Source organism: Mesorhizobium sp. Cs1299R1N1 (assembly GCF_037179655.1).
Taxonomy (GTDB): domain Bacteria; phylum Pseudomonadota; class Alphaproteobacteria; order Rhizobiales; family Rhizobiaceae; genus Mesorhizobium; species Mesorhizobium salmacidum.
The window spans coordinates 1-24,921 of record NZ_JAPYKR010000019.1 but is presented as its reverse complement, the minus strand read 5'-3'; the positions used below and the strand labels follow the sequence as shown (position 1 = coordinate 24,921).

At 59.4% G+C, this 24,921-nt stretch carries 26 protein-coding genes; 11 read left to right on the top strand and 15 right to left on the bottom strand.

The annotated features are described in order from the left end of the window. Window positions 1-626: 626 nt before the first annotated feature. From O7A70_RS29835 to O7A70_RS29775, 13 genes are all read right to left on the bottom strand, one after another. Window positions 627-2,792, bottom strand: a complete 2,166-nt coding sequence (locus O7A70_RS29835; RefSeq protein WP_337143546.1) for a type IV secretory system conjugative DNA transfer family protein — start codon at window positions 2,790-2,792, stop codon at window positions 627-629. A 12-nt stretch (window positions 2,793-2,804) separates the two neighbouring features. After that, window positions 2,805-3,830 (bottom strand): P-type DNA transfer ATPase VirB11, encoded by a 1,026-nt coding sequence (virB11, locus tag O7A70_RS29830; protein WP_337143545.1) that lies wholly within the window; start codon window positions 3,828-3,830, stop codon window positions 2,805-2,807. Further along, window positions 3,827-5,302, bottom strand: a complete 1,476-nt coding sequence (virB10, locus tag O7A70_RS29825; RefSeq protein ID WP_337143544.1) for a type IV secretion system protein VirB10 — start codon at window positions 5,300-5,302, stop codon at window positions 3,827-3,829. Before virB10 ends, virB11 begins: the two co-directional genes overlap by 4 nt. Then, window positions 5,303-6,106: a TrbG/VirB9 family P-type conjugative transfer protein gene (locus O7A70_RS29820; protein WP_337143543.1), complete on the bottom strand. Its 804-nt coding sequence runs from the start codon at window positions 6,104-6,106 to the stop codon at window positions 5,303-5,305. Next, a complete protein-coding gene (locus O7A70_RS29815) occupies window positions 6,103-6,813 on the bottom strand; it encodes a virB8 family protein (RefSeq protein ID WP_337143542.1) in 711 nt (236 codons plus the stop codon). The genes O7A70_RS29820 and O7A70_RS29815 overlap by 4 nt, the downstream gene beginning before the upstream one ends. 81 nt (window positions 6,814-6,894) lie before the next feature. Next, complete coding sequence (locus O7A70_RS29810; RefSeq protein ID WP_337143541.1) at window positions 6,895-7,902, bottom strand: type IV secretion system protein; 1,008 nt, start codon at window positions 7,900-7,902, stop codon at window positions 6,895-6,897. Beyond that, the gene (locus O7A70_RS29805) at window positions 7,902-8,090 is read right to left on the bottom strand and encodes a hypothetical protein (RefSeq protein ID WP_337143540.1); all 189 of its coding nucleotides are present in this window, start codon (window positions 8,088-8,090) and stop codon (window positions 7,902-7,904) included. Before O7A70_RS29805 ends, O7A70_RS29810 begins: the two co-directional genes overlap by 1 nt. A 24-nt stretch (window positions 8,091-8,114) precedes the next feature. Then, window positions 8,115-8,849, bottom strand: coding sequence for a type IV secretion system protein (locus O7A70_RS29800; protein ID WP_337143539.1), 735 nt, complete (start codon window positions 8,847-8,849; stop codon window positions 8,115-8,117). 9 nt (window positions 8,850-8,858) lie between these two features. Then, window positions 8,859-10,019 (bottom strand): transglycosylase SLT domain-containing protein, encoded by a 1,161-nt coding sequence (locus O7A70_RS29795; protein ID WP_337143538.1) that lies wholly within the window; start codon window positions 10,017-10,019, stop codon window positions 8,859-8,861. After that, window positions 10,003-12,405: a VirB4 family type IV secretion system protein gene (locus O7A70_RS29790; protein WP_337143537.1), complete on the bottom strand. Its 2,403-nt coding sequence runs from the start codon at window positions 12,403-12,405 to the stop codon at window positions 10,003-10,005. The genes O7A70_RS29795 and O7A70_RS29790 overlap by 17 nt, the downstream gene beginning before the upstream one ends. Then, a complete protein-coding gene (locus tag O7A70_RS29785; protein ID WP_337143536.1) occupies window positions 12,402-12,695 on the bottom strand; it encodes a type IV secretion system protein VirB3 in 294 nt (97 codons plus the stop codon). The genes O7A70_RS29790 and O7A70_RS29785 overlap by 4 nt, the downstream gene beginning before the upstream one ends. Window positions 12,696-12,699: 4 nt before the next feature. Then, window positions 12,700-13,014 carry a TrbC/VirB2 family protein gene (locus tag O7A70_RS29780; RefSeq protein WP_149907836.1) on the bottom strand — a complete coding sequence of 105 codons (315 nt, stop codon included), beginning with the start codon at window positions 13,012-13,014 and terminating at the stop codon, window positions 12,700-12,702. Between the two features lie 17 nt (window positions 13,015-13,031). Then, complete coding sequence (locus O7A70_RS29775) at window positions 13,032-13,706, bottom strand: lytic transglycosylase domain-containing protein (protein WP_337143535.1); 675 nt, start codon at window positions 13,704-13,706, stop codon at window positions 13,032-13,034. 88 nt (window positions 13,707-13,794) lie between these two features. On the opposite strand from O7A70_RS29775, the gene O7A70_RS29770 reads away from it, so the two are divergent. Genes O7A70_RS29770 through O7A70_RS29760 form a run of 3 tightly spaced genes read left to right on the top strand, consistent with a single transcriptional unit; the run spans window position 13,795 to window position 15,114 of the window. After that, a complete protein-coding gene (locus tag O7A70_RS29770) occupies window positions 13,795-14,415 on the top strand; it encodes a hypothetical protein (RefSeq protein WP_337143534.1) in 621 nt (206 codons plus the stop codon). Further along, complete coding sequence (locus O7A70_RS29765) at window positions 14,402-14,953, top strand: thermonuclease family protein (RefSeq protein ID WP_337143533.1); 552 nt, start codon at window positions 14,402-14,404, stop codon at window positions 14,951-14,953. Before O7A70_RS29770 ends, O7A70_RS29765 begins: the two co-directional genes overlap by 14 nt. Continuing rightward, window positions 14,950-15,114 (top strand): hypothetical protein, encoded by a 165-nt coding sequence (locus O7A70_RS29760; protein ID WP_337143532.1) that lies wholly within the window; start codon window positions 14,950-14,952, stop codon window positions 15,112-15,114. The genes O7A70_RS29765 and O7A70_RS29760 overlap by 4 nt, the downstream gene beginning before the upstream one ends. Here the strand turns inward: O7A70_RS29760 and O7A70_RS29755 are convergent. Then, window positions 15,111-15,458 carry a hypothetical protein gene (locus O7A70_RS29755; protein ID WP_337143531.1) on the bottom strand — a complete coding sequence of 116 codons (348 nt, stop codon included), beginning with the start codon at window positions 15,456-15,458 and terminating at the stop codon, window positions 15,111-15,113. The genes O7A70_RS29760 and O7A70_RS29755 overlap by 4 nt on opposite strands. 163 nt (window positions 15,459-15,621) lie before the next feature. On the opposite strand from O7A70_RS29755, the gene O7A70_RS29750 reads away from it, so the two are divergent. The 8 genes from O7A70_RS29750 (at window position 15,622) to O7A70_RS34270 (ending at window position 23,624) form a co-directional block, all read left to right on the top strand. Continuing rightward, window positions 15,622-16,251 (top strand): response regulator, encoded by a 630-nt coding sequence (locus tag O7A70_RS29750; RefSeq protein ID WP_337143530.1) that lies wholly within the window; start codon window positions 15,622-15,624, stop codon window positions 16,249-16,251. Window positions 16,252-16,256: 5 nt separating this feature from the next. Next, on the top strand, window positions 16,257-16,961 hold the full coding sequence (locus O7A70_RS29745) for an FkbM family methyltransferase (RefSeq protein ID WP_337143529.1): 705 nt from the start codon (window positions 16,257-16,259) through the stop codon (window positions 16,959-16,961). Next, window positions 16,951-17,508, top strand: coding sequence for a hypothetical protein (locus tag O7A70_RS29740; RefSeq protein ID WP_337143528.1), 558 nt, complete (start codon window positions 16,951-16,953; stop codon window positions 17,506-17,508). Before O7A70_RS29745 ends, O7A70_RS29740 begins: the two co-directional genes overlap by 11 nt. Continuing rightward, on the top strand, window positions 17,505-18,767 hold the full coding sequence (locus tag O7A70_RS29735; protein ID WP_337143527.1) for an ATP-binding protein: 1,263 nt from the start codon (window positions 17,505-17,507) through the stop codon (window positions 18,765-18,767). Before O7A70_RS29740 ends, O7A70_RS29735 begins: the two co-directional genes overlap by 4 nt. 251 nt (window positions 18,768-19,018) lie before the next feature. Further along, window positions 19,019-19,159 carry a hypothetical protein gene (locus O7A70_RS29730; RefSeq protein ID WP_337143526.1) on the top strand — a complete coding sequence of 47 codons (141 nt, stop codon included), beginning with the start codon at window positions 19,019-19,021 and terminating at the stop codon, window positions 19,157-19,159. 610 nt (window positions 19,160-19,769) lie between these two features. Beyond that, a complete protein-coding gene (locus O7A70_RS29725) occupies window positions 19,770-22,115 on the top strand; it encodes an FAD-dependent oxidoreductase (RefSeq protein WP_337143525.1) in 2,346 nt (781 codons plus the stop codon). A 101-nt stretch (window positions 22,116-22,216) separates the two neighbouring features. Further along, entirely contained in the window at window positions 22,217-23,128 is a 912-nt protein-coding gene (locus tag O7A70_RS29720; protein ID WP_337143524.1) for a 3-keto-5-aminohexanoate cleavage protein, read from the top strand. Between the two features lie 28 nt (window positions 23,129-23,156). Next, on the top strand, window positions 23,157-23,624 hold the full coding sequence (locus tag O7A70_RS34270; protein WP_442921226.1) for a PaaI family thioesterase: 468 nt from the start codon (window positions 23,157-23,159) through the stop codon (window positions 23,622-23,624). Here the strand turns inward: O7A70_RS34270 and O7A70_RS29715 are convergent. Then, window positions 23,621-24,793, bottom strand: coding sequence for a M20 aminoacylase family protein (locus O7A70_RS29715; RefSeq protein ID WP_337143523.1), 1,173 nt, complete (start codon window positions 24,791-24,793; stop codon window positions 23,621-23,623). The two genes, O7A70_RS34270 and O7A70_RS29715, sit on opposite strands and share 4 nt — an antisense overlap. Between the last annotated feature and the right edge of the window lie 128 nt (window positions 24,794-24,921).

Below are 24,921 nucleotides of genomic sequence, written 5' to 3'. Positions count from 1 at the left end.
CTAATCCCCCGGAGCGTCGGAGCGTTCCGACTGGGAGACGTCCGGGAGAGCGAACTCCAGCGACACAGCACTCAGCACATCGGCTGGCGCATCGCCGCCGCCGCGCTCCTGCGCCATCCGACAAGTATCTTCGTTGCAGCACGAGTGTACGCGGCGCTCGCCGCCGCAGGGATTACATACGGTCATGACGGAAGCCCCGGAGAGAACAGCGCGGGGGCAGCGCACCGGTTCCGTTGTTCCGCGAAGTCTGCTCACCTAGCGGCTCGCCGAAGTTGGCCGACGTAAAGAGGAGACACCGACCCAGTGCATGGGGCGCGTAACGTAATGATCCAATTTGCTCAAAGGCGCGCGGAAGCGCGGAGTCTCACTCCGAAGCCCTCGGAACTGAGGAGTTAAAGAAAAAGGCCGGGCTCAAATGGCCCGGCCAAAAGACGGATCTAACCTTCAGAGGAGCGGTCCAGAGGCTTGGGAGCGAACACTGAACATTCTCCTTGTGACTTGGTTCTGAGTGATTTTCGACCAAGATAATTCCAAAGGTTGGGCGCTAGGCGGAAATATTTTTGCAATGGAGCCTGGTTACGCTCCTGCGAGTGCCGTTTCACCTTGCCGAGGGGCTCTGGTAGAAATTACTCGTCCACGACGTCCGGCAGTGCTTCTGCAACGATGCTTAAGTTCCGGTCGAATGTCTCGGCATCCGCCGACTGCGGGCGGAAGGATTTGGCCTGACCGAGAATGGCCGCAATCACGGCCTCCTTTTGCGGCGAGATCCTGGTCGACGCCGCGCGGGCCGCCAAAGCCGAAAAGTCGATCGCGTTTGGCGCTGCACGCGCCACCGTTGCCGCTGGGATGAGGGGGGCCTCGACGCCCGCCTTTTGCGGGCCGGGCAAGCGGCGGCGAGGGGCTGGATGGTCGGCACGTCCAATTTTTGCAGCGAAAGTCGCACCGCGCTGCAGCCGCGAGTGTGTGATGCCGGAACGATAGCGTGGCCCAACCGGCACAATCGACTGGACAAATGGGGAGGGGAGGGGAGCGGTGGCAGTGACGGGTTTGGCGTGCATTGCGTTCGCACTTTCTGGCAGTTCCATGAAAGCGCGCTTGGAGAGTTCACGATCAGCGAAATAGAAATTGCGGGTTGCAAGGATTGCGTTTTCGCCACGCGGCAGAATGACGAGCTTGCTCTTATCCATGGTGCGGATTTCGTCGGGGCGCATGAGCGGCCGACGTACTTGCCTGTTGTGAACGGAGCGCGTGTAATATGTGTCGAAAAGGCTGGCCTGGGTTCTGGTGACGTCCTTCTGAGATTCGGACGTTTCGCCTATCTGCTCAGAGACGTAGCGCAGATCGTCGGTCTCTTGGGCGCCGAAAAAGATCTGGACTCGGGCAGCGTTGATCAGCGTTTCGCGGCTTTCTTTCCGGTAGATCTCATCGACAGATTTTAGGGACTGCACGAAAAACCATATCGGCACGCCGTGGCCGCCAAGGACCGTGGCCATGTCCGTTACCTTCTCAAGCTTGCCGAGGTTCTGAAATTCATCCAGCAGGACAAGCACCTGATGCTCGCCGGGGCGTGGCATGGATTCTGACATGAAGTTCATCATCTGCGTGATGAGCACATTGAACAGCGGGCCGAGCGAAGCCATCTGCTCGCGCCGAAAATCGAGATAGAGCGAGACCCGCTCGCTCTTGAGATTGCGGATGTCGAAGGAGCTCCGCGAGGTTGCCCGCATCAGCCGCTCGTTCAAGAAGGGCGCCATGCCGGTTCGAACGCCGGCATAAAGGCCGGAAAACTGCTTTTCTGCCATATCCGCGTAGGGCAGAAGCGTCTGCAGCGTGAAATCGGACACTTCATGCCGGCGGTTGTCGCGCAAGCTCGCCAGGAACTCCAAAATCGGCTCGTCGGTGCCGTTCATGATCTTGAGAATGGTGGCAAAGCTGCGGTTCTCGTCGGCGATCTGCGGGGACTCCATCACGTAAGAGGCAATGCCGGTGAAGAGGAGGCGCGCATCGTTGACCCAATAAGGATCGGCGTTCGCAGGTGGCCGCGGAAAGAGTGCGGCCGCCATGTTGCGCAGGTCGATGTCCCGTTGAGCCGAATCGAGGGAAATGAAGTCCATCGGATTATAGAAGGCGGTGTTGCCATCGCGGTCGGCCGGCGCGAAGCGGACGATCTGGCTGAAGGTAGCCCGATAACCCGCTGTCGCTTCGTAGGTCTCGCCGCGAAGGTCGAGCACGACGAGCGAATGTGGCCACATCAGCGCGTTCGGGATGATCAACGCCGCGCCTTTGCCGGACCTCGGCGGTCCAATGACGAAGCCGCCGACGTCATCGCCCTCGATCCAAAGTTTCTTGCCGCCCCGAACTCTCGGCCGCGTCAGGCGCAATTTGCCCGTGCGCCGGTCGCGGTGCGGTGCAAAGACATTGACCAGCCTGCCGCCGGCCCGTCCGATGAAGATTCCCCTCGGCTTCAGCAGGCCGGCCCGGCGAACGTCCGCCATTGACATGAATTTCGCGTCGTTGCGCTTCGGGGGCCGCATAAGAAATGCGATGACGAGCGGCAGGACGAAGCCGAATACGGCTGCGGCGCCGGCGTATTGAACCTTTGCGAAGCTTCCGGCCTTCAAGTCCGTCCAAGCGTAGCCGAAGGCTGGCCGTGGGTCCGCATTCAGGCTCTCTAAAAGAAAATGCGAACCGGTCCTGTACCAGTCTGTAGCCGCGTATGCGACCAAAAACAGCAAGGCGCCTAGGGCCACAGCCATCAGCGTCAAAAAGATCCTGCCAGCGATCTTTTCCATAATGCGACCTCGTCAAATCGTCTCCGCCTTCGTGAACTTGATTTCGCTGATCGATCGGCGTCCGCTGTCGCCGCGCACCATCTGCACCACGACCGGGATCACGTCGCGCAGGTAGTCGAGAATCTCGTCACGAGAGAGCCCGACATTGCTTTGCATGACCATGAGCGCCAAGCGCTCATAGGCCGAACGGGCGGAATTGGCGTGAACGGTCGTCAGCGAACCCGGGTGGCCGGTATTGATGGCTTGCAAGAACGAAAATGTCTCGGCACCGCGCAGTTCGCCGAGCAGCAGCCGGTCGGGTCGCATTCGCAGCGATGCCTCGAGAAGCTGTTGCGGCGTGACCTTGGCGAGGCCTTGGTCACCTTTCGAGGCGAGCAGCGTCACGGTGTTCAAAGTCGCCGGCTTGAGTTCGCGCGTGTCCTCGATGGTTATGATGCGCTCATGAGAGGGGATGACCTTCAACAACGCGTTGAGGAAGGTCGTCTTGCCGGTGGACGTGCCGCCGGAGACGATTAGCGAAATCCGATTGCGAACCGCGTATTGCAGAAAGCCCAGCGGCGAAGTGTCATGCAGCATATCGGCGAGCTGCTTTTCTTCGGCCGAGAGCGCCAGGCCACTTCCCATCTCGGTATGTTCGAAGGCGCCCATCCTTGCGTAGTCGCCAAGGGTCATGTCCATGATGACCTGCTTGCGGATAGAGATCACGCCGCCATCCGGTGCGGCCGGCGGCAGCACGCATTGAAAGCGCTCGCCTGAGGGCAGCGCGGCTGACAGCACTGGCGTGACTTCGTTGACGACCTGGTTGGTGGCCGAAGCGACCCCGACCGAGACCGAGCGAATCCAGTTTTTGGTGAGCTCGCGTGTGACGACCCGCTCCATCTCCTTTCTACCCAGGCGCTCGATGAAAACTTCGCCGGGTCGGTTGATGGCGATTTCCGAAACCGTTTCTTCCTCCATATAGGGCCAGATCGGTTCCAGTTCGGCGCGCAGGACCGGCGCCCGCGCCCAGGGGTCCGGCACAGGCTGCATGACATTCATTTGGCCGGATTCCCGTAGCCTGGATGATAATAGGGATCAGCCTCAGCCTTCGGCGTCGTAAACAGCGGCGTCGGATCGAGCGCCTTTGCCGGCTTTCCGCCGCGCTTCAGTCGAGCCAGCTCCTCTTGAACCGGATCCGCATAGAGCTCGGAAAAATCCAGATCACGGCGAACGAAGACGACGATCGGCGTGCCCTGGTCCACATAGATCGTCGGCGGAATGTTCTGTGTGTCGCGGAATGCCTCTTGTGCCAGCTGTTGCAGGGCCGTCGAGGATTTGTCGAAGGCGATGCTGCGGGCATCGCGTTGCGAACCGGAGCCGCCATAGGTGGTGGTGACTGTCTGCCCCGTGACGGGGTCGACGGTTGTCACCTGACGTTGCTGGCTGTCGTTGCCGTTGTCGGCGAGCGAGGACAGGTACTCCGAAAAGCCGCCCACCACCGAAAGCATGATCGCATTGCCATAGCGTTCAAGCCAGTGGGTATCGACGCGGCCACCGAGACCGCCCCGTCCGAGACGGTCGGCTCCGGGCGAGGCAATGTCGACCGAAACGCCGTCGGAACGGATGACCCGGTTCCAGACGATGAAAACACGCTTTTGCCCGCGCGCGATCCCCGAACGATACTCGCCGGTCAGCCGAGAGCCCTTCGGGATCAGAATGCGACGGCCGTCGAGCGAATAGACGTCTTCGCGCGCGACCGCGCGAACCATGCCGGGTAGATCGGTGTTGATGGCGGTTTCCAGAAATCCGCGGATCATCGTACCTTCCGGGATCAACGCATCGGTGCGACGGAACACCCGCGCCTTCGCCATCGCATTCGAATGTGTTTCCGATTGCGCGAGGAAAGCCTTGTTGGGATCGGTGTCGGCCCCTGGCACCGGAACAAGCTGACCGTCAGCGGCGATTTGTGCCTGGACCGGCTGATCGTGCCCGCTGGCCGCGCTCTCTTGCTCGCTCGTAATCATTTGGTTCGACCGCAGGCGCTCCCACATTGCCTTTTGGCGTTCAGCGTCCTCGGCCTTCCGGCGGGCCTCCTCGTCGGCCGCGGCCTTGCGCCGGGCCTCTCCTTCTTCAGCTTTGCGGCGAGCCTGTTCGGCTGCCATCTGGGCCTCGATTGCACGCCGCTGCGCGTCGAGATCTTCGCCTTGCTTAACCGTCTGATCCACATTGTCGGCCTGCTGCTTGTTGGTCTCGCCTTCCGCAGGCGGCGGAACAACGATCTGATCGATTGTCTTGTCGGCCGCTTGTGGCGTCTCGGCCAGCGCCGGCGGGCGAAATTCGGGCGGGTTGAAATTCTCGCCAGTGTCCGAGGCGACAGCATGAGACCGCGGCTCGCGAGGCCAATTGACCCAGATCAGCGCGATCGCAACAGTCAGCCCTGTGGCGACCATGGCGAGTTTTGCGCCCATTCCGGCATAGCGTCGAGCGACGGTCGGGCCGCCATCGAGCTCATTATAGTCGATGTTGCTCATCTATCGTCCCCTTGCGATCGGGGAAGAGAAGGGGCCGGACCCGCGCACCAGCTTCTTCGGCCCGTAGACGTCGGAGACAGGATCGGCCTTCGACGGCCGCGCTCGATTGTAGAGACAGAGCGTTTTGCCATCGGCCCTCAGCGTGAATTGCTGGCCGATCTTGTCAATGATCGTGTATTTGCCCTGGGTCCGCTGATTGACCAGCGATTCATGGCCTTTTTCATCGACGACGAAGATGGCCGGGATATCGCCTGTGAACTCCAGGAACATCTTGGTGCCATCGTCAAAAGCGACGCGGGGCTTCAGGCTATCGTCCCCGCCATAGACGTAATTGTAGTTGAGATCGGCATAGTTGAGGTTCTTGAGATCGGGATCGGCAGCGCTTTTCTGGGCCTGGGAAAGCAAGCGCGCGTTTTGATCCTCATCCGGATATTTGAACCGGACCTGGAAGGACGCACGGTCGCGATCGCTGTTGGTGGCTTTGAGCAGCAGCGAATAGACGCGCCGGTCGGTAATGACGTTGACATTCGTCCAGGCGTCCCGTTCGAGCGGCTTGATGAAGAGAAAGCGCGAGCCGCGTTTCGGCACGATTGACCAGCCTTTCGTGTCGCCGGCCGAGACGGTTTCGATGACCTCGAACGGGCTGAGCTCAATCATCGTGGAGACGCCGAGCGCGGCATTGACCGCCGTCACGTTGTCATTGTCGAAAGGCACGTAGCGGATACGATAGTCGCGCGCGGCAGCGCAGCTGGCCGAGCCAAGCAGGATCAGCAGGGAAAGAGCGGCCCCGATGTGGGTCTTCATTGCGAGCTCCCTGCTGTCGGCGCGGACTCCTGATCGCGACGGTATTCCATCACCTGGAAGCCAAGCGGATTGTCGAAGCGCCACTCGTTTTTCATGGGGGTCGTTGTGTAACGGAACTTGACCACGGCCACCCAATTGTCGGTCGTCGAGGAGTTCTCGCGACGCGTCATGGTCGAAAACCGCACAGACGCCGTCGTGTTGTTGAGCAGCGAAACCGACTTGACGTCGACGGAGATGGTGACGTTGCGACCGTAGATCTTATCCAGCGAATGCGCGTTGGACGGCGTGTAAGCCCAAGTCAAATCCTTGGCCGCCGTTGCTGTCGAATAAAGCTGCGCAAGATCGTAATTCTGCTTGATCTCGCGCGCGTCATAGGTCTCGCGGGCGCGGATATAACGAACGAGGTTGGCGGCCGTGACCGCCTCATTTTGCGACAGATCGCCCGGTTTGAGCGCGCGCGCTATTTCGAGATAGCCGGTCGTCTTGTCGACCTCGATCACATAGGGCTCGAATTGCTTGAGCGGAAGGATCAGCACGAGCGTCAGCAACGACAGGCCTGCAACCACACTTGCGACGCCGCTGACAAGCCACGCCAGCGTGCGCGAACGTCTCAGAGACCGGTGTGTGTCGTCCTCCCACGTCGCACCTGCTTCATAGTAGCGGTTGTCGACCGGTCTGCCGGTCTCGGCGGCTATGCTTGCTGGCATTTCTGTCACTTTACTTTTGCCCCATTTCCATAATTCCCGCGGCAGCCACAAAGCCGCGCTGATCAGGTCGATGCCTGCGATCTAGGCCAATGGTCTCGCATTATCGCGCGCCGCTTGCTGAATGGATGATCGAGCCGCCTCGGAACTGCGGGAGGTCCTGAGTCGCTGCCAACGATTTGCAGCGAACCGCGCTCCGGAATAGCGGGCAACATTGCCCGGAACATTTCCATAGGAACGGTATGCTGCGACTGTGCTGAGATAGCCGCCGCCGTTCAGTATCGAGGCGATCGCCGGGATTTGCATGAGGATATAGATGCCGATGATCGTGACCAGGACGAGCGGCAGGACCATCGACATCTTGTTGTCGACGCTGGCACCTCCCGACGTGGCAGTGTTCAAGGCAAGATTTACGAGAGAAAAATAGAATCCCAAGAAGCCATATATGAGGATCTGCTGGATGATCAGGTACGTGGTCAGCGAAATGAACCCCTCGCTCATCCGGGTTGACCACCTGTAGAGCCAAAGGACAATCCAGACCGGCGCCAGCGCCAAAGTGATGAACAGCATGATCTTGGCCGCGATGATTGCCGCTATTGCAAGCGCCGAAAAGATGATGGCGGCCAGAAGCACGATGGTAGAAAGCAGCGCGCCGAATATGTCGTAAAAAGTGCCGCTGTAGACCTGATTGGCAACATCCTGGGCACCTCGGTAGAGATTGTCGATCAGTGCCGGGATCGCATCTTGATCCGAGAGCTGGTTGCCCGTCGCGCGCGATACGGCCCCGACGATGACCTTGCCGATTTCGCTCGGCACCGCCTGCACGAGCTTGTAGATCGTTTCGGAGAACGTGCCCCATCCATTCAGCAACAGATAAATGACCACCGCACGACCTAGGCGATACCCCGAGTCAATCGGAGAAATCGTCTCGCGGCCGCTGAGGATCGAGTATCCCCACCAAACGATATAGACGGTGAGCATGAGCGCGTAGACATTCCCCAGCGCGTAGCCCAGCTGCATGTAGACGGTGGAAACAAAGCCCTTTCCGACGTCATCGATGCCTCCCAGAATGCTTGTCGCCAGCCCGTTCATCAATCCTCGACAACACCATCGAAGGGCGTGGCGTTGACCGGCTTCAAGGGGCCGCAGCTTGCGTCGCCCGCATAAGCCAGCGGCGCGCACGGCGCTTTAAGCTCGCGACCTGGCCTGGCGCACCCGCCCACCGTGACGCTCGTCACCGCGACGGCGACCACGGCGACCCACCGCCACAAAGCTGGCATCCGTTTCGCTCGCGCCGTCAACAATCAGTTCCCGCTTGTGCCGAAGTTTTGGAATGGATTGACTTGCGCCGGCGTCATCAGCTTTTGCACCTGGCTTTGGCGCAACAGCCGTGTTTTCATTTCCTCGTTGAGCGCGGCGACTGCACCATTCTGCACGCCAATGAGCTCGTTGACCGCACGAGCGTTCTCGAGCTGCATGCGCGTATTTTGATCGACCGAGCCTTTCACGTCTTCAGACTGTCCGATCTGGCCGCTGGCCGACTGTAACGACTGTTCGCGTTGCGCGACCCCTTGCGAAGCCTGGGAGGTCAGAGCACTCAACAGCGAGGCGACGTTGACGCTGCCGCCATAGGCTGTGTTGACGGCACTGCTGCCATTGCCGGTAATTTGCTGGAGCTGTTTGACCAGTTGCAGGCCGTTGATGACAGCTCCGGCGATTTTCTGGATTTGCGGCGACAGTCCGCCGAAAGAGAGGGCGCCGCCATTGAGGATCGCTCCGAAGCTCGGCGCTTGCGCAATCGACATATTGCCGCCCAGGCCCATCTGGCCAATGCCGAGAGAGCCGTTGCGGCTGCCCGTCAGCGCTTGCAGGATCTGGTTGCTCTTCTCGAGGATGTCCTTGTTGGAGCCCATGATCGAATTGGTGTTGTCCGCATTCTGGCGGGCAACGTCCAAGTTCGCATTGTCGATGACGGCGATTTGCGCGTGAGCCGCGCTGGACAGAAGTGTTACACATGCTGCGATAGCGATCTTTCTCACGTCAGCCTCCTATTCCTGAATTGCTTCAATCGCGCGAGCCGCGCCTGTTGGATCAGCATTGATTTGCACTGACTGCGCGTTCCCGGAACCGCTGTGCGCTCGCTGGCTGGCACAGGGTAGCCATTGGCTTCGATCGATCCGCAGGCGTTGAAGCTCGGCCGGGTCGCATGAAAATGGATTTGGCCCTCCATCCGATGGCGGCGCAATGATCCGCGCGGTTTGCGAGGCTCCGACGTTGCTCAAGGAAAGATACTGACCGAGAAGGGCGGTGAAATCCGTGGCCTGATTGATATATTGGCCGGTCACGTCCGTATTGAGACTGCGAGCGGATGAGTTGAGCTCCCAGGCCTCCTTGTATTCGTCAACTTGTCCGACGCCACCGACGAGCGCGTCGATCTGCGCGGAATTGGCCGTCATCTGTGCGGAGCTTCCGTCAAGGTCGGCCGCGGCTTTGGAGACGGAATCGAGGGCGCCGCTTTGGGCAGCGCCGCCCGGTCCGCTCGACGTCACGATGCTGATCGCTGGGGGGGCCGCCGCCGGCGCCTGTCCGCTGGAGACGTAGTTGTCGAAGTAGCCGTGCCATCGGCCGACGCCTGAGGCCCACTGCGCCTGTTCGGCGGCATTGGAGCCGTTGTAAAAGCTCGCCAGGCAGCTGTAGTTGCTGGCGCCGCATTGTGCGACGCCTTTGCCGAGATACTTGACCCCACCCTCGACGTTTTGCTCGTTGATATCGCGATCGAAGCCGAGCTGCCTGCCCGTTCCCTTTGTCAGTTGCATCACGCCCTTGACGCCGGTGTGAGAGCCGGCACAGCTGTCAAGGCGGGATTCCTGGTACGCGACCGACAGGGCCAGGCCCTCCGGAACGCCATATTTTTGAGTATAGTAGCGGATGAGCTTGGCGTTTTCGGCGTCGCGGCTCAACGCCTCACCAGGGGAGCGACTGAACATTTGCGACCTGTACTTATTAGAATAAGTGCAAACGACACTCTTTTTCTTCCCCTTCTCGCCGGACTTGGTTTCTTGCGATTTCGCGCTGTGCTGCTCGTCTTGCGCGCGCTCATCCAGATTGGAATTGTCGATGACGGCGATCTGGGCCAGCGCCGGGGCAGGCGCCATCTGCCCCGGCAAGATCGCGGCCGCGGCGATCACGCTGCTAAGCCGCTTCTTCATGCTCGCTCTCCCATCCGCAAAGGTATGGTAGCCACGCCTCCGGCTCTTGCCCGTAGATCTCCCGTAGCCGTTCGCACTCCTTGATGTTGGTTTCGTTGGTCGACAGCACCTTGATGAGATCGGGCATGCCCGACAGGTCTAGCTTCGCCACGATGGAATCGCTGTCGTGCTTGACTAGGAACGTTCGCGTCTCCTTGGCTGTGCGGCGCACAAACTCGAACTCCTTCGCCGTCAGCGAGAAGCGCGCCATGTAGGAATCCTTGCTCGCCTTCGGATTGGGGAAAAAGATGTTGGTTTTCGTCTGCTCGATCAGCGACGACGAGATCGACGAATTCACCACATCCTCGGCCGTCTGGGTGCCAAAGCCGACGACACCGTTGCGCCGGCGGATTGTTTTCAGCGTCTCGTTGATGAAGGCGGCAAACACGTCGTCATCGAGCAGCTTCCAGCCTTCATCGAGGAACATGAGAAGCGGCGTGCCGTCGATGATCTCTTCGAGTCGGTGGAAGATGTAGAGCAGAGCGGCCGAGCGCAATTTCTTCTCGGCCAGGATCTTGGTCATGTCGAACCCGACCACCGGCTTCGAAAAATCCACGAGATCGACGGGGTTATTGAAGAGCCAGCCCTTGTCGCCAGGGTCCAGCCACGGTTCAATTCGAGCTGCGAGATCGTTCATTCCGGGCGTCAGCGAACCGCGCAGAACTTCCGGCAGCAACTCGAACGTGCGTTGTTGGCGCGGGATCTTGTAGACCTTGTCGATGGCCGTGTTGATCACGCGCATTTCGGCCACATCGAGTGAACCGTCGTCAGGGGTCAGGATGTAGCGCAGAAGCCCTTCGAGAAACGTGCGGTTTTCTGCAGTGTCTTCCAGCTGGAGCGGCGCGAAGCCGGTGGCCTGCATCGGCTGCATGACCTCGTAGCGGCCGCCGAGCGCGCGAATGAAGAGCTCGGCGCCCCGCATGTAGTCGAAGTACACGCACCGGGGTCGCGGCGAAATGCGCATCGCCTGGGCCATCAGGAATGACAGCACGACCGTCTTGCCCGAACCGGTCGGACCAAAAACGGTGAAGTGTCCGACGTCGTGAACGTGAAAGTTGAAATAATAGGCTGTCTGGCTGGTTGTCTCGAGAAGCGCGATCGGCCGCTTCCAGTGCAGTCCCTCACGCTGGCCTGAGGGAAAATTGTGGCCCGAGAACAGCCCGGCAAAATTCAGCGACGAGATCAGGGCGCGGCGCGCAATGTAGCTGAAATTGCCGGGCAGCTGTGCCCAAAACGCAAGTTCGGTGTTGAGCGTTTCCCGCACCGGCACGATCGACATGCGCGAAAGTTCGGCGGTTATGTCGGACAAGGAGCGGTTGAGCCCTTGGACGTCGGCAGCGAGCGCCATCACCGTCATGTGGTGCTGCCCGAAGACAACCTCGCCGCCGGCAAGCTTGTCAGCGCCGGCGTGCACGGAATCCTCGACGGAGGTTCCGGCCTCATCCGAACCGCTGACTTGGTTTGAGATGGTGTTGATGCGTCGCATGGCCGTCACGCGATCCTCAATCGCGAACGACTGCGTCAGGATGAATTCATGCGGGAGCCTCAAGAGGCCATCAAGGGAGCCGGGTGCCGTGAAGGGCGGGTATTCCTTGATGGACACCATGGCGCCAATCTTGCTTTCCTGCGCCGCCCTGATCTCCAGAGCGGATTTGCCGAAGAAGATTTGCCGGGTTGCACACGCGGTTGCCAAACTCATGCGCGGGAGCGGCATTTCCACATCAGCGCCGCCGGCAAGGATCTTGGCGATGAATTCGGCGGGTTCGGAAAACACGCTGTCGCGCCGTGTCACCACGCCCAAGAGCCGCGCGCCATAGGCCGAAAAATCCTTCACGACGCCACTGAGGACATCATGCAGTTCGGCCATGGCCTCTTCACGTGTTTCTTCGCCGGCAGTACTGATGCGGAACGCGTTGAGCGCCTTGTCGACCCATCCGACACGCCCGACCATAGGGCGGCGGATGAGCGTCAGGAAAGCCTCGTTGACGAACAGGTTCTTCGAGCCCAACTCGTCCATGTAGCGGGCATCGAGCTCCGCCACGAAAGGGTTGTCGAAATCCCCTTCGATGTCTGGGGCTACGTGACGCCGAATGATGGTCGAATAGGCCGCAAAACGGGACGTGGAGAGATTGCGGAATGTCGTGTTGCGATTGAACATGCGGCTGTTGAGTTCTGCCTGATCCATGGTCTGGAAGGGCAGGCCGCTAAGCTGAATGACCCCGAGCAGAAAGCCGCTTTTGGTGACGACCAGGTTGTCGTCGACATGCCGCAGATAGGGGACATGGGCCTCGACAGGCTTTTCCCGTCTGCGCGCTTTGGCGAACTTCAGATCGGCGTTTACGGTCACGGCGAATAGCTCCTCGCGCCCCAAAAGCCTGAGTTTGCGACCGCGCCCCGCTTCGACAGCCGGCGTTCGACTACGTGAAAGATGTAAGGGTCGCGCTGGCACAGATAGGCGCTTACCAGATGCGTCACGCCGAACAGGCACAGGCCGAACGTGAAGCTGCTGGTCGCTATGAATCCGATGACGGCAGCCATGCCGTTAAGCGCGAACACCTCGTAACGCACGCCCCATTTCATCGGGGGGCGCGTCAAAGGAAGGCTTACGGGCTCGACATAGACCTCTTCGTCGTCCATCCGCTCACGCGCCTCCAGCGGTAGACCTGATGGAATCGACCAGAGCTGCAGCGCCAAAGACGAGAGCGATGCCGATGATGATGGAAAGGGCCATCATCCACACCAGTCTGCCGGTCATGGCAAGAAAGCCGAGAAAGCAAACTGCTATGATCCCAAAAGATCGAGCAATGCTGCCCTGCAGCACACCGACGAACCATTCCAGCACGCCCTCGACCGGGGCTGCCGACTGCGCGTATGCGCTCGCCGGCGCCAGCGACACGCCGATCGCCGCAGCGGCAATAAACTGCAGGGCGAATTTGCCTGCCTTTTTATAATCCATCGTCCTTTTACTCCTTTTCAGTTGCCAAAATCGATGACGTGACCATCTTGCCAGGCGGCGCCACCGACCGTGGCGGTCGCGGCTGCGTGATCGTCAACATCGTTGGGAATGGCGCCCTTGATCAGCTTGCCGAGCTTCCAGCGATTGAGCACTTTCACCACGTATTTCGTGGTCTCGTCGTTCACGGGAATGCCGTTGGCTTTGTAGACGTTCTGCTCACCTGCGTTGTAGGCGGCCAACATCAACAGCGGATCATGGAACTCGGCATAAAGCGCTTTCAGATACCGGACGCCCGCGCGGATGTTGGCTTTCTCGTCACATCTGTCAGCCACACCAAGACGAGACGCTGTGGCCGGCATGAGCTGCATGATGCCGAGAGCGCCCGCGCGAGACGGCCCTTGATTGCCGCCCATATCGCTTTCTGCCCAGGCAACCGCCTCGGTTAGATCGGGATCGAAGCCTTCTTCTTCGGCGGTCTTTCGCACCAAGGCCGCGGCGCGCCGGCGGTCCGTCGGCGCGCACCCGCCGCTGATCGCCGAACCGTGATCATCGTCCGAAACGGTCGAAAGCGCCGTGCGGGCCGACGGTGGAAATACCGCCGCAATGCGCTTCGAGGGCGTGTTTTGCGCGTGTGCGCCGAATGACGCCATGACGCTACACAGCGAAACCGCGAGGGCGATCCGGTTTTTCATTGCGTTACCGAAATTGACACTTTACTATGGATACAGGGTCCCAAAGTAAAGTGTCAATACGCGAAGCGTGATCGAGGCTATTTTTCCGATGAAACAGATGCCCTTCGTTGCGGCTTTGTTGCTGCAAAGCACCGTTTTATGCGCAGCCGACCTGGGCACGAACGAGCCGCATCCGTTCGAGCAGCCCTCGACCGCGTACCTGCAGAAGTTCGCAAAGCCTGGCGAAAAGATTTTCGTGTACGAGCGCTACGATGGCCACGGGGGCCTTTATCAGCGCGAGGTGACGCAGCTGACAGAGCCGGTGCAAATCAAGTCCGCAACGGAACGCGTCATCAACGGCGTCACCTACAGGCTGCGTGGCCTCGCGGCCTGCCCGAAGCCGAAGATTACCTATAAAACCGAGGAGTGGGATTGTACGAAGGCCGTGCAGGACTACGACGACGCTGTCTATAACACCCGCGCATCCGTCGTGTTGTGCAAGACGCTGGTCCTGAAGAGCCAATCTGGCGTACCGGACGCGGTTTCGTGCTTTGCGCTCGTCGGGGCTGGCAATGCCAACGACCCTTATTCGGTCGCATATGACGACGATTCCATGGTCTTCTTCGAGATGGCTGCGATCGGCCGCAACACGAAAGGCAAGTCCCTGCGACCCGATCTCGAACATGCCTCCGATCTCGGCAAACAGTTCCAGACCGATGAAGCGAACTAGCCTCGCCGCGCTGTTCGCACTCGCGACCGCTCACGCTGTGAGCGCCCAAGGCGCCACGCCACTGAGCGCGACAGCCACTCCCGTCATCGTGTCGAAAAGCGCCGAACTGTTGACCGGAGATACGTGGCGCGACCGTGGCAAGCTCTACCGGCTTTATGGCGTCCAATCGTGCTTGCGGGGCACGACCGCCCTGAATGCGAATGGCAAAGAGCTCGATTGCGGCAACATCTCGCTCGCCCGCCTGGCCGCCTTGTTTTCGACAGCGGCCGTGACTTGCCAGCCCATCGCCTTGGCGCTGGACAAAGCGACCTTTGTCGTGTGTGGAGCGAAACTCGACGGCAACACGATCGACGTGGGGACCGCCCTCATAGCGGCCGGCTACGCGTTCGCCGCAACCGACGCGAAAGGCAACGCCGTCAGTGCTACCTATCTGGTGGCCGAGCTTAACGCGAAAATGAACGCGGATGGCCTTTGGGCGACCAAGTTTCAACATCCGATTGAACTTTTGCTGAAACCACCGAGCGAGCGCAAGCAATGAACCACGAAGAGGAATCGAACCGCTACTACTACCCAGTCGAGGGCCGTACGGACGGGGCTATACCGGGCGCGGTCGCATTCATTGCGATCATCGCGGTGCCGGCGTTGGCCTATGCCGCATGGCACGCCTTGGCGTCTTGGTTTTCTGCGGTCTTTTCTTAGATCGGCAAATCGACGAAAGATCGCAGCAGCTCATGCAGGTCGTCGCAATCCACGTCGCACCAACCGTTGTTCATCAGCCGCTCGAAATATACGGCTTTCATTTTCAGCTCGCAAACATCGGCAACCGGCGCCATCGCTGCCTGCCGTCGCACAACCGCCTCGTCCGCCATCACGGCGTCAAGCTGCGGCCCGATCAGCGCCGCCTCGGCCTCTTCGGCTTGCATTAACCGTTTTCCGAGACTCTCCACCTTTGCCATGGCATGGCGGTGCGCCCCGATCAGATCCACAACTCCATCAGCCTTTCGTGCCCCGCCATTGCTGCTGCACACCAATTGACTAGGCATAGACATGCTCCGACTCCTGCGGCTCCTCCCGCATTATCAAAACTGATACCCGCCCATGCGGGCGAAAAAAGGGATGATCGCATCCCTATTTTTCCTTTGCGAAAGATGAAAGCCTGCCCGCCAAGTAATCAGTAAGGACCTTCCCTTCTAAGGACTCCTCTCAGTGTTTCGCGCGCTCGTCATCGAAGACCAGAATTTGATGAGGCTGGCTCTTATGGACCAGATTCGAGCGAGTCTCGGAAATTGCGTCGTGCTTGGCGCAGAAACGCTGGAGATCGCTGCGCGTGAGCTTCAGAGCGCGGACTTCGATCTGGTGATCATTGATCCAGGACTTCCCGGCTTCGATCCGACGCTGGACGCTGATCGCGTGGCCGTCGTCGGCGCAATCATAGAAGCCTCACCAAGCGCGATTCACATCATCGTAACAGGGTCTGACAACCATTCTGAGGCGGAAAGTTTTCGTCAAATCGGTGCGGCCGGTTATCTCGGCAAGACAGGGCTGGAGCCTGGCGTGTTCAGTGACGTGCTCGACGATATTTCCACGAACGGATTTGCAATCCGGCTTTCGCGTGTTGCGATGACGGTACCCGACGTTCGGTATTCCGTCCTGACGCCCAGAGAACAGGAAATTATCGACATGATGACCCGTCGCGAGCCAAGCATGACACGTACTCAGTTTTACGAGGTAATGGCAGGTCGCCTCGGCATCGATCCCGCCTCCGCTGAAAAATACTACAAACAAGCGCGTGCGAAACTAATGAAGAACGGGCACAGGCTACCGCGGGGTCTGTAACGCGAATGTCATTGATGAGCGTCCATGGAATCAAAGTACCGTTGCTGCCCGATGACGTCTCGCCTGTTATCTGGCAGGCCCTCAATAACCAGACCTACGAGGCCAAGGAAGCCAAGTGGATATCCAAGGCGGTGAAGCCCGGTGATCGTGTTCTGGAACTCGGCTCCGGCATCGGCATCATCACATCGCTTATCGCCCAGATCCCGAACGTTCAGGTCTGGGCCTTCGAAGCAAATCCGTCCTCGGCAGCCCTTGCCAAACGCGTCGTCGACGCCAACGATCTGGACAATGTGGTGCTATTGAAGGGCATTCTTGCAGCCGGCCCGCCCCGTCCATTCACGTTTTATGTCCGCAAAGACCTCTGGATGTCGTCGATGGATAGAGATCAGGGGCCTTACGAGCGCGAAATGACGATTGTCTCGACCAACATTGACGAATTCATTGTCCAGCACGGCGCCAACGTCCTTGTAATGGACATAGAAGGTGCCGAAAAGGAACTCCTGCAGCAGGCCAAGCTCCCAGGCATCGAGCGCGTCTTTCTGGAACTGCATGATCATTTGTATGGATTGGACGGAATCCGCGATATTACCCAGGCACTGGCGCTAAAGGGCTATGCGTATGATCCTCGCGGCTCCCGCGGACCCTGCGTCCTTTTCGCTAAAGACGACGGCCCACGCGAATATGAAGAGGTTGAACCAGATGCGGCGTAATGCTCTTGCTGCCTGTCTTGCCTTCTCAGCTGCCATGGCTATTGTCGGGCCGACATCCGGCAAGGGTGCCTTCGCAGATCCTGATACACTCACGCTCGAAGATGCATCGGGTCAGGCCATCCAAACGCTCACCGTCGAGCAGTTGAAGACCGAATTTCCGCAACAGACCTATGATACGCGCACGCCCTGGACGAGAGAAGACGAGAAGATCGTCTATCGAGGGCCCCTGCTAAAGGACATATGGGCGAAAACCGGGCTTACCCACGCCCCAGCAGTCAAGGTGGTCGCCTACGACGACTTCGTTTCCGAACTGCGCATGGACGAGATCCAGTCATATGCCCCGATCCTGGCGGTCGAGCGCCAATGTACAAAGGATGATCGAAGCCAAGGACGATGCAAAGGCGATCAGCAGTTCCGCCCCATCAGCATGATCGAGAAAGGCCCAATCTTCATGGTCTGGCCCTTCGATCGCCTGCCTCCCTCCTATGTCCCGGCCCGGAATGCCATCTGGGTCTTCTTCCCGGTGGTGCTGCGCGCTGAGCAATGAAATTCGGCACCAGCCGCTTTTTCGTCGCCTTGCCCTACCTTGGGCTGGCGATCGCCCTCGTCCTCAGCACATGGGCATTCGTCCGCTCGGACCGCTACAGGCAGGAGACGGACGAAATTCTCAACGAGACCTACGAGATCCAATGGCGTGCGACCCAGGTGCGCGAGCGGCTTGTAAGGGTCCATGGCTATGTCCGTCTCGCCGACGAAGCCGGCAAGCTGGATCCTGACATCAACCGGCAAATGGCTCTCGTGAATGTCAACATCGCGCAGCTTTTAGCGCTGCCGTATCTGCAACGTTTTTTCCCGCAAAAAGACATCGAACTCCTGGAAAACGTAGGTCGGACGATCGAGCAAAACGTCGCGCCGATCGTCGACGCTGGCTCGAATTACCGGGAGGCCCTCGACCACATGGCCAATCTTGAAGAGGACATGTACGAGATCTCGAGCGCCACTGTTAATCATAGCACAACGCTCCAGGAAACTGCTCAAATTGACATAGCGGCGTCCCGCAACTGGTTCATATTCGCGATTGCCTTGGGGCTGGTCGCGATCTTCTATCTCATCATCCATCAGCGTCACGCTTTCGTCAGCCGTCGCGATCAACACATGCGCTCATTTGCGTCGCTGTTTGCGCATATGACGCGCTCCCGTGTGACGGCTTTGCGGCTGTTTCTGGAGAATAGCGGTTTTGAGCACCCGCCGCGGGAAGAGATGTTGAACGCAGCGCGCGGTGCGGCGAATGAGCTCGAATCCATCAATGACGGCTTGCTCAAGATCGCCTTTTCGCAACGAGATCCGCATGTCCTGCCGCTTGCCAAGCTTCTGCTGGACCTCAAAGATCGGGACGGGATCGTACAGCTTTCGGTAGATTCCGAGGCGGGAACGCAAGCCGTGCCGGCAACCCAGTTTCAACTGGTCCTTACCGAACTCGTGCAAAACGCTCTCACTGCCGTCGAAAACACCGACAGGCCGAGGGTTCTTGTAAAAGCGTCCGTCGTTCACCGGCCTGTTTTTCGCCGCAAAGCTCTTTTCCTTGAGGTCGCGGACAACGGCGTGGGCATGACGCCAGAAATCCTGCGCAAGGCAAAAACGCCCTTCTTTTCGACCCGGGCCGGAAATCACGTCGGCCTCGGGCTCACCGGCTGTTCTCAGATGGTCTCCACACTCGATGGGGGGCTCTTCATCGACAGCAAACCCGGGGCGGGCACTGTCGTGAAGGTCCAAATTCCAATCGGCAAATATAGATTGGGCTCATAGACGGCCTGGCGCTTACCTTCATGCGCAATGCGGAACCTAAACTCGTCTGACCGCCGACGGAACCCTCCTGTTCAAACCTCCGCGGGAGGGGTCGACCCCAAATATTGGGAGCGTTACGGACCGCCAGCGCTGCTGACGCTTGTGGGGGGCGCCGCGCAGTATCTGGCTGGACTTGGAGAGAGACGCAATCTGGCGCGCATTCCCTTGACTGCCATCCCTGGATCGACATCGTCGATCCGTCCGGATTGACAATGATCAGGTTTGCGACCTGCCCGGCGGCCGAGACGGTCGCCGCCGGCATCCAGCAGATGGCGAGTGAGCTTTTATCCGAGTTCCCACTGATGCAGGATGCGCCCGAGTTTATGCCTCCCCAGGAAATGTCGTATCGCTGATCGCCTCGAAGGGCGACCAGGGCAGGGCGAGGGTCACGATGTCGTCGCTCTTGGGTGCGTCTCTGCGCTTATGCCCCGCCCGTATCTTCATGGGCGAGTTGCGCAGCGAGCAGGCTTTCGACTTCCTCAACGCCATCAACCCCGGGATCGATGAGGACTATTCCCGCCAACGCCCCGCGCGAGGCGTTCGATCGATTTCGACGCTGGTGTCTCAACAGCGGCGTGCGCATGGATCGCTTGGGTATCATCGCTTACCTCAAGTCGATCATTCCGATCGTTTATCTAGCTCAAGAAAGGTGACGAGCACGGCGGCCGCGTGAGCGACATTTTCTTCGCGGATGAGATTGATGAATGTGGCGTCCGCAAGCATGGATTCTGATCGACGCCCGCGTCAGCGACAGCAGCGTGGCCGTCGCGGCGGCACGTTGTTCAAGCGTCACGTCGGCATTACACCGAAGTGGGCTAGAGGATAGGCGGTCCGCCTGAACTAGCACGCACACCCCTCATAACAACCAAAAGCTCCTCATAATAGAAGCGGCATGACCGCGACCCGAGACCCGACCATGCTAGGGGCGACAGTTCGTGGTCAGATCTTCGCGTTTACCGTGAAATGAGATGGCACCTGGCCACTGTTCCAGGTTTGCTCCCCCACCGCTGTCACTTAGCGAGCCGTGCGACCGGTCGGCGTACGGTTATTAACGCGGCACAGGAGCGAAGTGTTGTGACGGATATTCCTTCCCATGCGCAAGTTGTCGTAATTGGCGGAGGTGTGATCGGGGCGAGCGTTGCCTATCACCTTACCAAGCTCGGCTATTGCGATGTGGTAGTTCTCGAACGAAATGCCATAGGCAGCGGAACTACGTGGCATTCTGCTGCCGGATTATCAATGACGACAGAGGACCCCGCTTTTCTCAGAAATTTCCTGTACTCACGTAGCGAAATTCAAGTGGTTGAGCGGGAATCCGGCCTGAGTGTTGGTCGTAAGGTCGTCGGCCGTATGGTGTTCTCACATCGCTCTGCAAGCTTCGAGCGGTTACGCCGCGTCGAGGCGCTTGGCCGCAGCGCAGGCTTCCCGCTCCACATTCTGACGCCGGCCGAGACCCTTGATCTGCTGCCGATCCTGGCGCCGAAGGAGCTGTTAGGAAGCCTCTGGAACCCGGACGCGTACCGAGTTGACCCTACGGGACTGACTGAAGCCCTTTTGCGGATTGCACGCCGGCGAGGTGCCCGCGTGTTCGAAAACGCCGCAGTCACGGCGATCGAATCAGGAGACCAGGTTCGGTCCGTGACCACCTCCAAGGGTTCGATCCGCTGCGAGATTGTCATAAACTGCGCCGGAGTATGGGCTAGGCAGATCGCGGCGATGGTGGGACTTCCACTTCCAATTGTCGCGCTGGAGCATTTCTTTGTGCTCACTAAGCCCATCGCCGGATTGCCTTCCGAGACTCCCAGCTTCCGTTCGGGCGATGACCTCTTTTACGGGCGCGAGGAGGTCGGAGGACTTCTCCTCGGTGTGTTCGACGAAAATGCGCGGCTCATCAACCTCCCCGACCTCCCTGCCGACTTTTCCTTCGGACTGCTGCCGGAAAATTGGGACCAGCTTGCCCCTTATATCGACAAGATTGTGGAGCGCCTGCCGGTGTTTGGTCAGGCCGAGATCAAAACCTTCATCAATGGTCCCGAGGCCTTTACATTTGATCATCGCTACATCCTAGGCGAGTCCAGCCGTACCAGAGGCTTTTATACTCTTGCCGGCATGAACTCGGGCGGCATCGGCGCTTGCATGGGCGCGGGCAGACAGCTGGCGGAACTTATCATTACAGGAGCGCCGACGGAGGACCTGACGCCCGTCGATATTTGCCGGTTCCAGAGCTTCGAGGGGTCGGACCGGTGGTTGCGGCTGGTAGGGCCAGATCTTACCAGCGGCACCTACCTTTCTCGTAGTCATTCGAGGCCCGGTACTAGAAATATCCGACGCTCGCCGGTTCACTCCTTGCTTCAAGCGTGGCAAGCAAATTTCCAGCCGGTTTGCGGCTGGGAGGTTGCAGAATCTTTCGGAGACAGTACCACGGACCGGGTCCATGATGAAGTCGCCCTGCTTGAAAGCGACGCTGGCCTGGTCGATGAGAGCCATTTCGGGAAGATCCGCGTCTCGGGCAAATCCGCCGCCGGTCCATTACAAACCCTTGTAAACGACGTACTTCCGGGCGATGGCCGGAGTGCCGCCAGGCTGCCTATGCGCAATGCCCGTGGCGGGGTCGAGAGCGTCCCGATTGTCGTAAGGGTAGCCAAAGACGAATGGCTTCTGCTTGTCGAGCCTGCGGAGACCCCGCGTCTACGCCGTTTCCTGCATGCCGCAGCACCGGAGTGCCGCGTGACCGATGAAACGTCAGGGTGGGCATTCTTCCTGCTTGCCGGGCCTCGCGCCAAGCACATCATTACAGAACTCCGGCCTACCGACACCGGGGAGGCGGACTGGGTCCATATCGGGGTTACCCCGGCCCTCGCCTGCCACCTCGAGACCGACATCGCAATTATTTGCCCAACTGAATATGGCGCGACGCTCTATGAGTTCATTCTGGTGCATGGGAAGCGTACGGCGCCGGCCTTGGGGCCGGTTGGCTCCGCGGCGGTGGAGCGGCGTCGCATCATCGTCGGGCAGCCGCGCTGGAATCGTGACCTCAACGCGTTCCTACCGGACGTTCGATGTGAAGGCCTCGCCGGTCCAGAGACCGGTACGATGGTGCTTGCATTGCGGCCGGTGGAAGGCGCTCCGGCTGAAGCTTACGTTCACGCGCCTGTTTGGTCCAACAGGGGATGTGTCGGCTATATCACCTCGGCGGCCACCACCTCCGACGGTGAAGTCGCGACAATTGCCCGAATTCATGGACCGCTGGAAGGCGAGCTGTGGCTGGACACTGGATCGGGCAAAACCAAGCTGAAACGAACGCGTTGAAACGGTCACGCCCATAATCCTTTTGCGCAGGGGATAACTCTTGCGGTTCGCGGAACAACGGCTTGCGAGGCAATATCCCAGCCACCTTTGAGGAGACTGCTATGGCTTCGAGCCGCAAAGTCATTATTACCTGTGCGGTGACAGGAGGGGCCCACACGCCGACCATGTCACCCCACCTGCCTATCACACCTGAGCAGATTGCAGACCAGGCTATCGATGCTGTAGCCGCTGGAGCTGCCATTGTGCATTTCCATGCCCGCAATCCGGCGGACGGTCGTCCAACGCCTGACCCGGATATCTACGCTCCCGCTATCGAAAAAGTCCGCCGGGCTACAGACGTCATCGTCAATATTACCACCAGCGGTGGCCCAAAGACGACGCTGGACGATCGCATTTCGGCCGCGTTGCGCTTGAAGCCTGAACTCGCATCGCTCAACATGGGATCGTTGTCGCCATATGGTCGACAGCGCATTCTCGACAAGTTCGAGCCCTGGCAGTATGACTGGGAACGTGAGCTGTTTACGGCTGCACCGTCACGTGTTTACCCGAATACCGAAGAGATGATCACTCACACGATCCGTGAAGTCGGAGCGGCTGGCACCAAGTTCGAATGCGAGTGTTATGATGTCGGCCACCTTTACAACGTGGCGTATTTCGCGGAGATCGGCCTGCTCAAACCGCCTTTCATCATCCAGACCGTGTTCGGATTCAGCGGCGGCATCGGGCTTGAGATCGACCATATCACGCACATGCGCAATGTCGCAGATCGACTGTTCGGAAAAGACTACCACTGGTCAGTTCTGGCGCCTGGAAAAAATCAGTTTCGGCTGTGCACGGTCGGTGCCGCCATGGGCTCCAACGTGAGAGTCGGAATGGAAGATAATCTGTACTTGGAGCGTGGCAGACTTGCCCGTTCAAACGCCGAACAGGTCGCCCGGATGCGAACGATTCTTAACCTACTGTCATTTGACGTTGCCAGCCCGAACGAGGCTCGCACTATCCTTGGCCTTTAGGTCGCGGCACCTAAGCCGACGGTGAGTGATGCCTACGGACAAGCCACAGCCACCAGGGGAGGTACCATTCCGGCCGGTGCGCACTAAGCCCGGCCCCTGGAGTGATGAAGAGATTCGGCGCATGCCGCTGCAAGGTTTCCAGTGCGCTCTGGGTATCGTCATTGATGACATAGCGAAAGACTGTGTAACGGCCCATATCGAAGTTACCGAATGTCACATGAATTCCGGCGGCGCCGTCCACGGGGGGGTACTGATGTCACTCGCCGACAATGTCGGCGCAATAGGCGCTTTGAAAAACCTTGGTCCGAGCCAGAGAACGGCAACCCTCGAGTCCAAGTCCAGCTTTATAAAGGCCTGTGCCGGAACACGCATCTCGGCCGAATGCAGGCCTCTGCATCTCGGCCGAAAAACTTCAGTTTGGCACACTGTTCTCCGCGATGACAAAGACCGTATCTGCGCGCACGTTTGGCAGACCCAGCTTCACGTAGATAGCTAGCCGTTAGACCTCGTAACCAGCTCGATCCAAAGCGAAATCCCGTAGGCCAGCGCCTCGTCGTTGAAGTTGTAGGCCGGGTGATGAAGAGCGGCAGTCGCGCCGTTGCCCATGAAGATAAAAGCGCCTGGTGAAGCTTGGAGCATGTAGGAAAAGTCTTCGGCGCCCATAATCGGTTTGAATGACCTTTCCACGGCCATCTCTCCAACGACCCGCGCTGCGGCGTCACCAAGCTTCCTTGCCTTCCGAGCGTGGTTTATTGTCGGCGGATAACCGCGCTGGTAGATGACCTCGGCCTCTGCGCCGAATGCCTGTGCGACAGCCGGAGGCATGGAGCGGACGCGGCTTTCGAGGAGGTCCCGGTTGGCGACGGAAAGGGTCCGCGCGGTACCCCGCAAGGCAAGTTCGCCGGAAATGACATTGTAGGCTTCGCCGGCATGCATGGACGTTATCGACAAGACCGCGGGATCCGTGGGCTCAGCCTCGCCGGAGACAACCGATTGCATCATGGCGACGAGGTGACTGCCGACGATGACCGGATCAATAGTCTCATGCGGTCGCGCGGCATGGCCACCCTTTCCTATTATCCTTATGTCGAAGCGGTCCGAAGCAGCAAGCATCGCCCCATCGGAAATTGCGAAAGTACCCACGTCCATACCGGGCATATTGTGAAGGGCATAGACCTCCTCCACCTCAAATTTCTCAATGAGGCCATCATCGACCATAACCTTCGCGCCGGCCCCGCCTTCTTCGGCGGGCTGGAAGATGGCGACCAAGCATCCTGAGAAGGCTCGCGTGGAAGCGAGATGGCAAACGGCGCCAAGCAAGATTGCCATATGGCCGTCGTGGCCGCATGCATGCATTCTGCCGGAATGCGTTGACGCGTAGGGGAGCCCCGTTGCTTCCGTGATCGGCAGCGCGTCCATATCGGCACGGATTCCGATTACGGGGCCAGGCCCGCGTCGGCCCTCGACCACACCGACGACACCTGAACGGCCAATTCCGGTCGTCACCCGGTCGCACCCGAAGCGTTCCAGATGGTCCGCGACGCGAGCGGCAGTCTGAGGCACATCGAAAAGGAGCTCCGGCCGGCTGTGGAACTCTCGGCGCCACTGGCGGGCGCTGGCGGTTACTTTCTCCGTCGGCCTCACGACAGCGTCGCCGGGTTTCACGGATTCAGCCTAATGCTCATGTGTTTCACTTTCGAAGATGCGGAACGCTTCCGTCGTGAGCTCCATGAAGAGATCGATTTCCGGTTCGGTGATTGTGAGGGGAGGGGCGGCCATAAACCATTCTCCGT

What these genes read in the sequence shown, in the direction of transcription:
- O7A70_RS29745 (WP_337143529.1), top strand. Translation starts at nt 16,257, where the DNA reads ATGTCATTGATGAGCGTCCATGGAATCAAAGTACCGTTGCTGCCCGAT.
- O7A70_RS29785 (WP_337143536.1), bottom strand. Translation starts at nt 12,695, where the DNA reads ATGGACGACGAAGAGGTCTATGTCGAGCCCGTAAGCCTTCCTTTGACG.
- O7A70_RS29740 (WP_337143528.1), top strand. Translation starts at nt 16,951, where the DNA reads ATGCGGCGTAATGCTCTTGCTGCCTGTCTTGCCTTCTCAGCTGCCATG.
- O7A70_RS29795 (WP_337143538.1), bottom strand. Translation starts at nt 10,019, where the DNA reads ATGAAGAAGCGGCTTAGCAGCGTGATCGCCGCGGCCGCGATCTTGCCG.
- O7A70_RS29730 (WP_337143526.1), top strand. Translation starts at nt 19,019, where the DNA reads ATGATCAGGTTTGCGACCTGCCCGGCGGCCGAGACGGTCGCCGCCGGC.
- O7A70_RS29780 (WP_149907836.1), bottom strand. Translation starts at nt 13,014, where the DNA reads ATGGATTATAAAAAGGCAGGCAAATTCGCCCTGCAGTTTATTGCCGCT.
- O7A70_RS29720 (WP_337143524.1), top strand. Translation starts at nt 22,217, where the DNA reads ATGGCTTCGAGCCGCAAAGTCATTATTACCTGTGCGGTGACAGGAGGG.
- O7A70_RS29815 (WP_337143542.1), bottom strand. Translation starts at nt 6,813, where the DNA reads ATGCCAGCAAGCATAGCCGCCGAGACCGGCAGACCGGTCGACAACCGC.
- O7A70_RS29725 (WP_337143525.1), top strand. Translation starts at nt 19,770, where the DNA reads ATGAGATGGCACCTGGCCACTGTTCCAGGTTTGCTCCCCCACCGCTGT.
- O7A70_RS29765 (WP_337143533.1), top strand. Translation starts at nt 14,402, where the DNA reads ATGAAGCGAACTAGCCTCGCCGCGCTGTTCGCACTCGCGACCGCTCAC.
- virB11 (WP_337143545.1), bottom strand. Translation starts at nt 3,830, where the DNA reads ATGAATGTCATGCAGCCTGTGCCGGACCCCTGGGCGCGGGCGCCGGTC.
- O7A70_RS34270 (WP_442921226.1), top strand. Translation starts at nt 23,157, where the DNA reads ATGCCTACGGACAAGCCACAGCCACCAGGGGAGGTACCATTCCGGCCG.
- O7A70_RS29835 (WP_337143546.1), bottom strand. Translation starts at nt 2,792, where the DNA reads ATGGAAAAGATCGCTGGCAGGATCTTTTTGACGCTGATGGCTGTGGCC.
- O7A70_RS29775 (WP_337143535.1), bottom strand. Translation starts at nt 13,706, where the DNA reads ATGAAAAACCGGATCGCCCTCGCGGTTTCGCTGTGTAGCGTCATGGCG.
- O7A70_RS29760 (WP_337143532.1), top strand. Translation starts at nt 14,950, where the DNA reads ATGAACCACGAAGAGGAATCGAACCGCTACTACTACCCAGTCGAGGGC.
- O7A70_RS29810 (WP_337143541.1), bottom strand. Translation starts at nt 7,902, where the DNA reads ATGAACGGGCTGGCGACAAGCATTCTGGGAGGCATCGATGACGTCGGA.
- virB10 (WP_337143544.1), bottom strand. Translation starts at nt 5,302, where the DNA reads ATGAGCAACATCGACTATAATGAGCTCGATGGCGGCCCGACCGTCGCT.
- O7A70_RS29770 (WP_337143534.1), top strand. Translation starts at nt 13,795, where the DNA reads ATGAAACAGATGCCCTTCGTTGCGGCTTTGTTGCTGCAAAGCACCGTT.
- O7A70_RS29820 (WP_337143543.1), bottom strand. Translation starts at nt 6,106, where the DNA reads ATGAAGACCCACATCGGGGCCGCTCTTTCCCTGCTGATCCTGCTTGGC.
- O7A70_RS29805 (WP_337143540.1), bottom strand. Translation starts at nt 8,090, where the DNA reads ATGCCAGCTTTGTGGCGGTGGGTCGCCGTGGTCGCCGTCGCGGTGACG.
- O7A70_RS29735 (WP_337143527.1), top strand. Translation starts at nt 17,505, where the DNA reads ATGAAATTCGGCACCAGCCGCTTTTTCGTCGCCTTGCCCTACCTTGGG.
- O7A70_RS29755 (WP_337143531.1), bottom strand. Translation starts at nt 15,458, where the DNA reads ATGCCTAGTCAATTGGTGTGCAGCAGCAATGGCGGGGCACGAAAGGCT.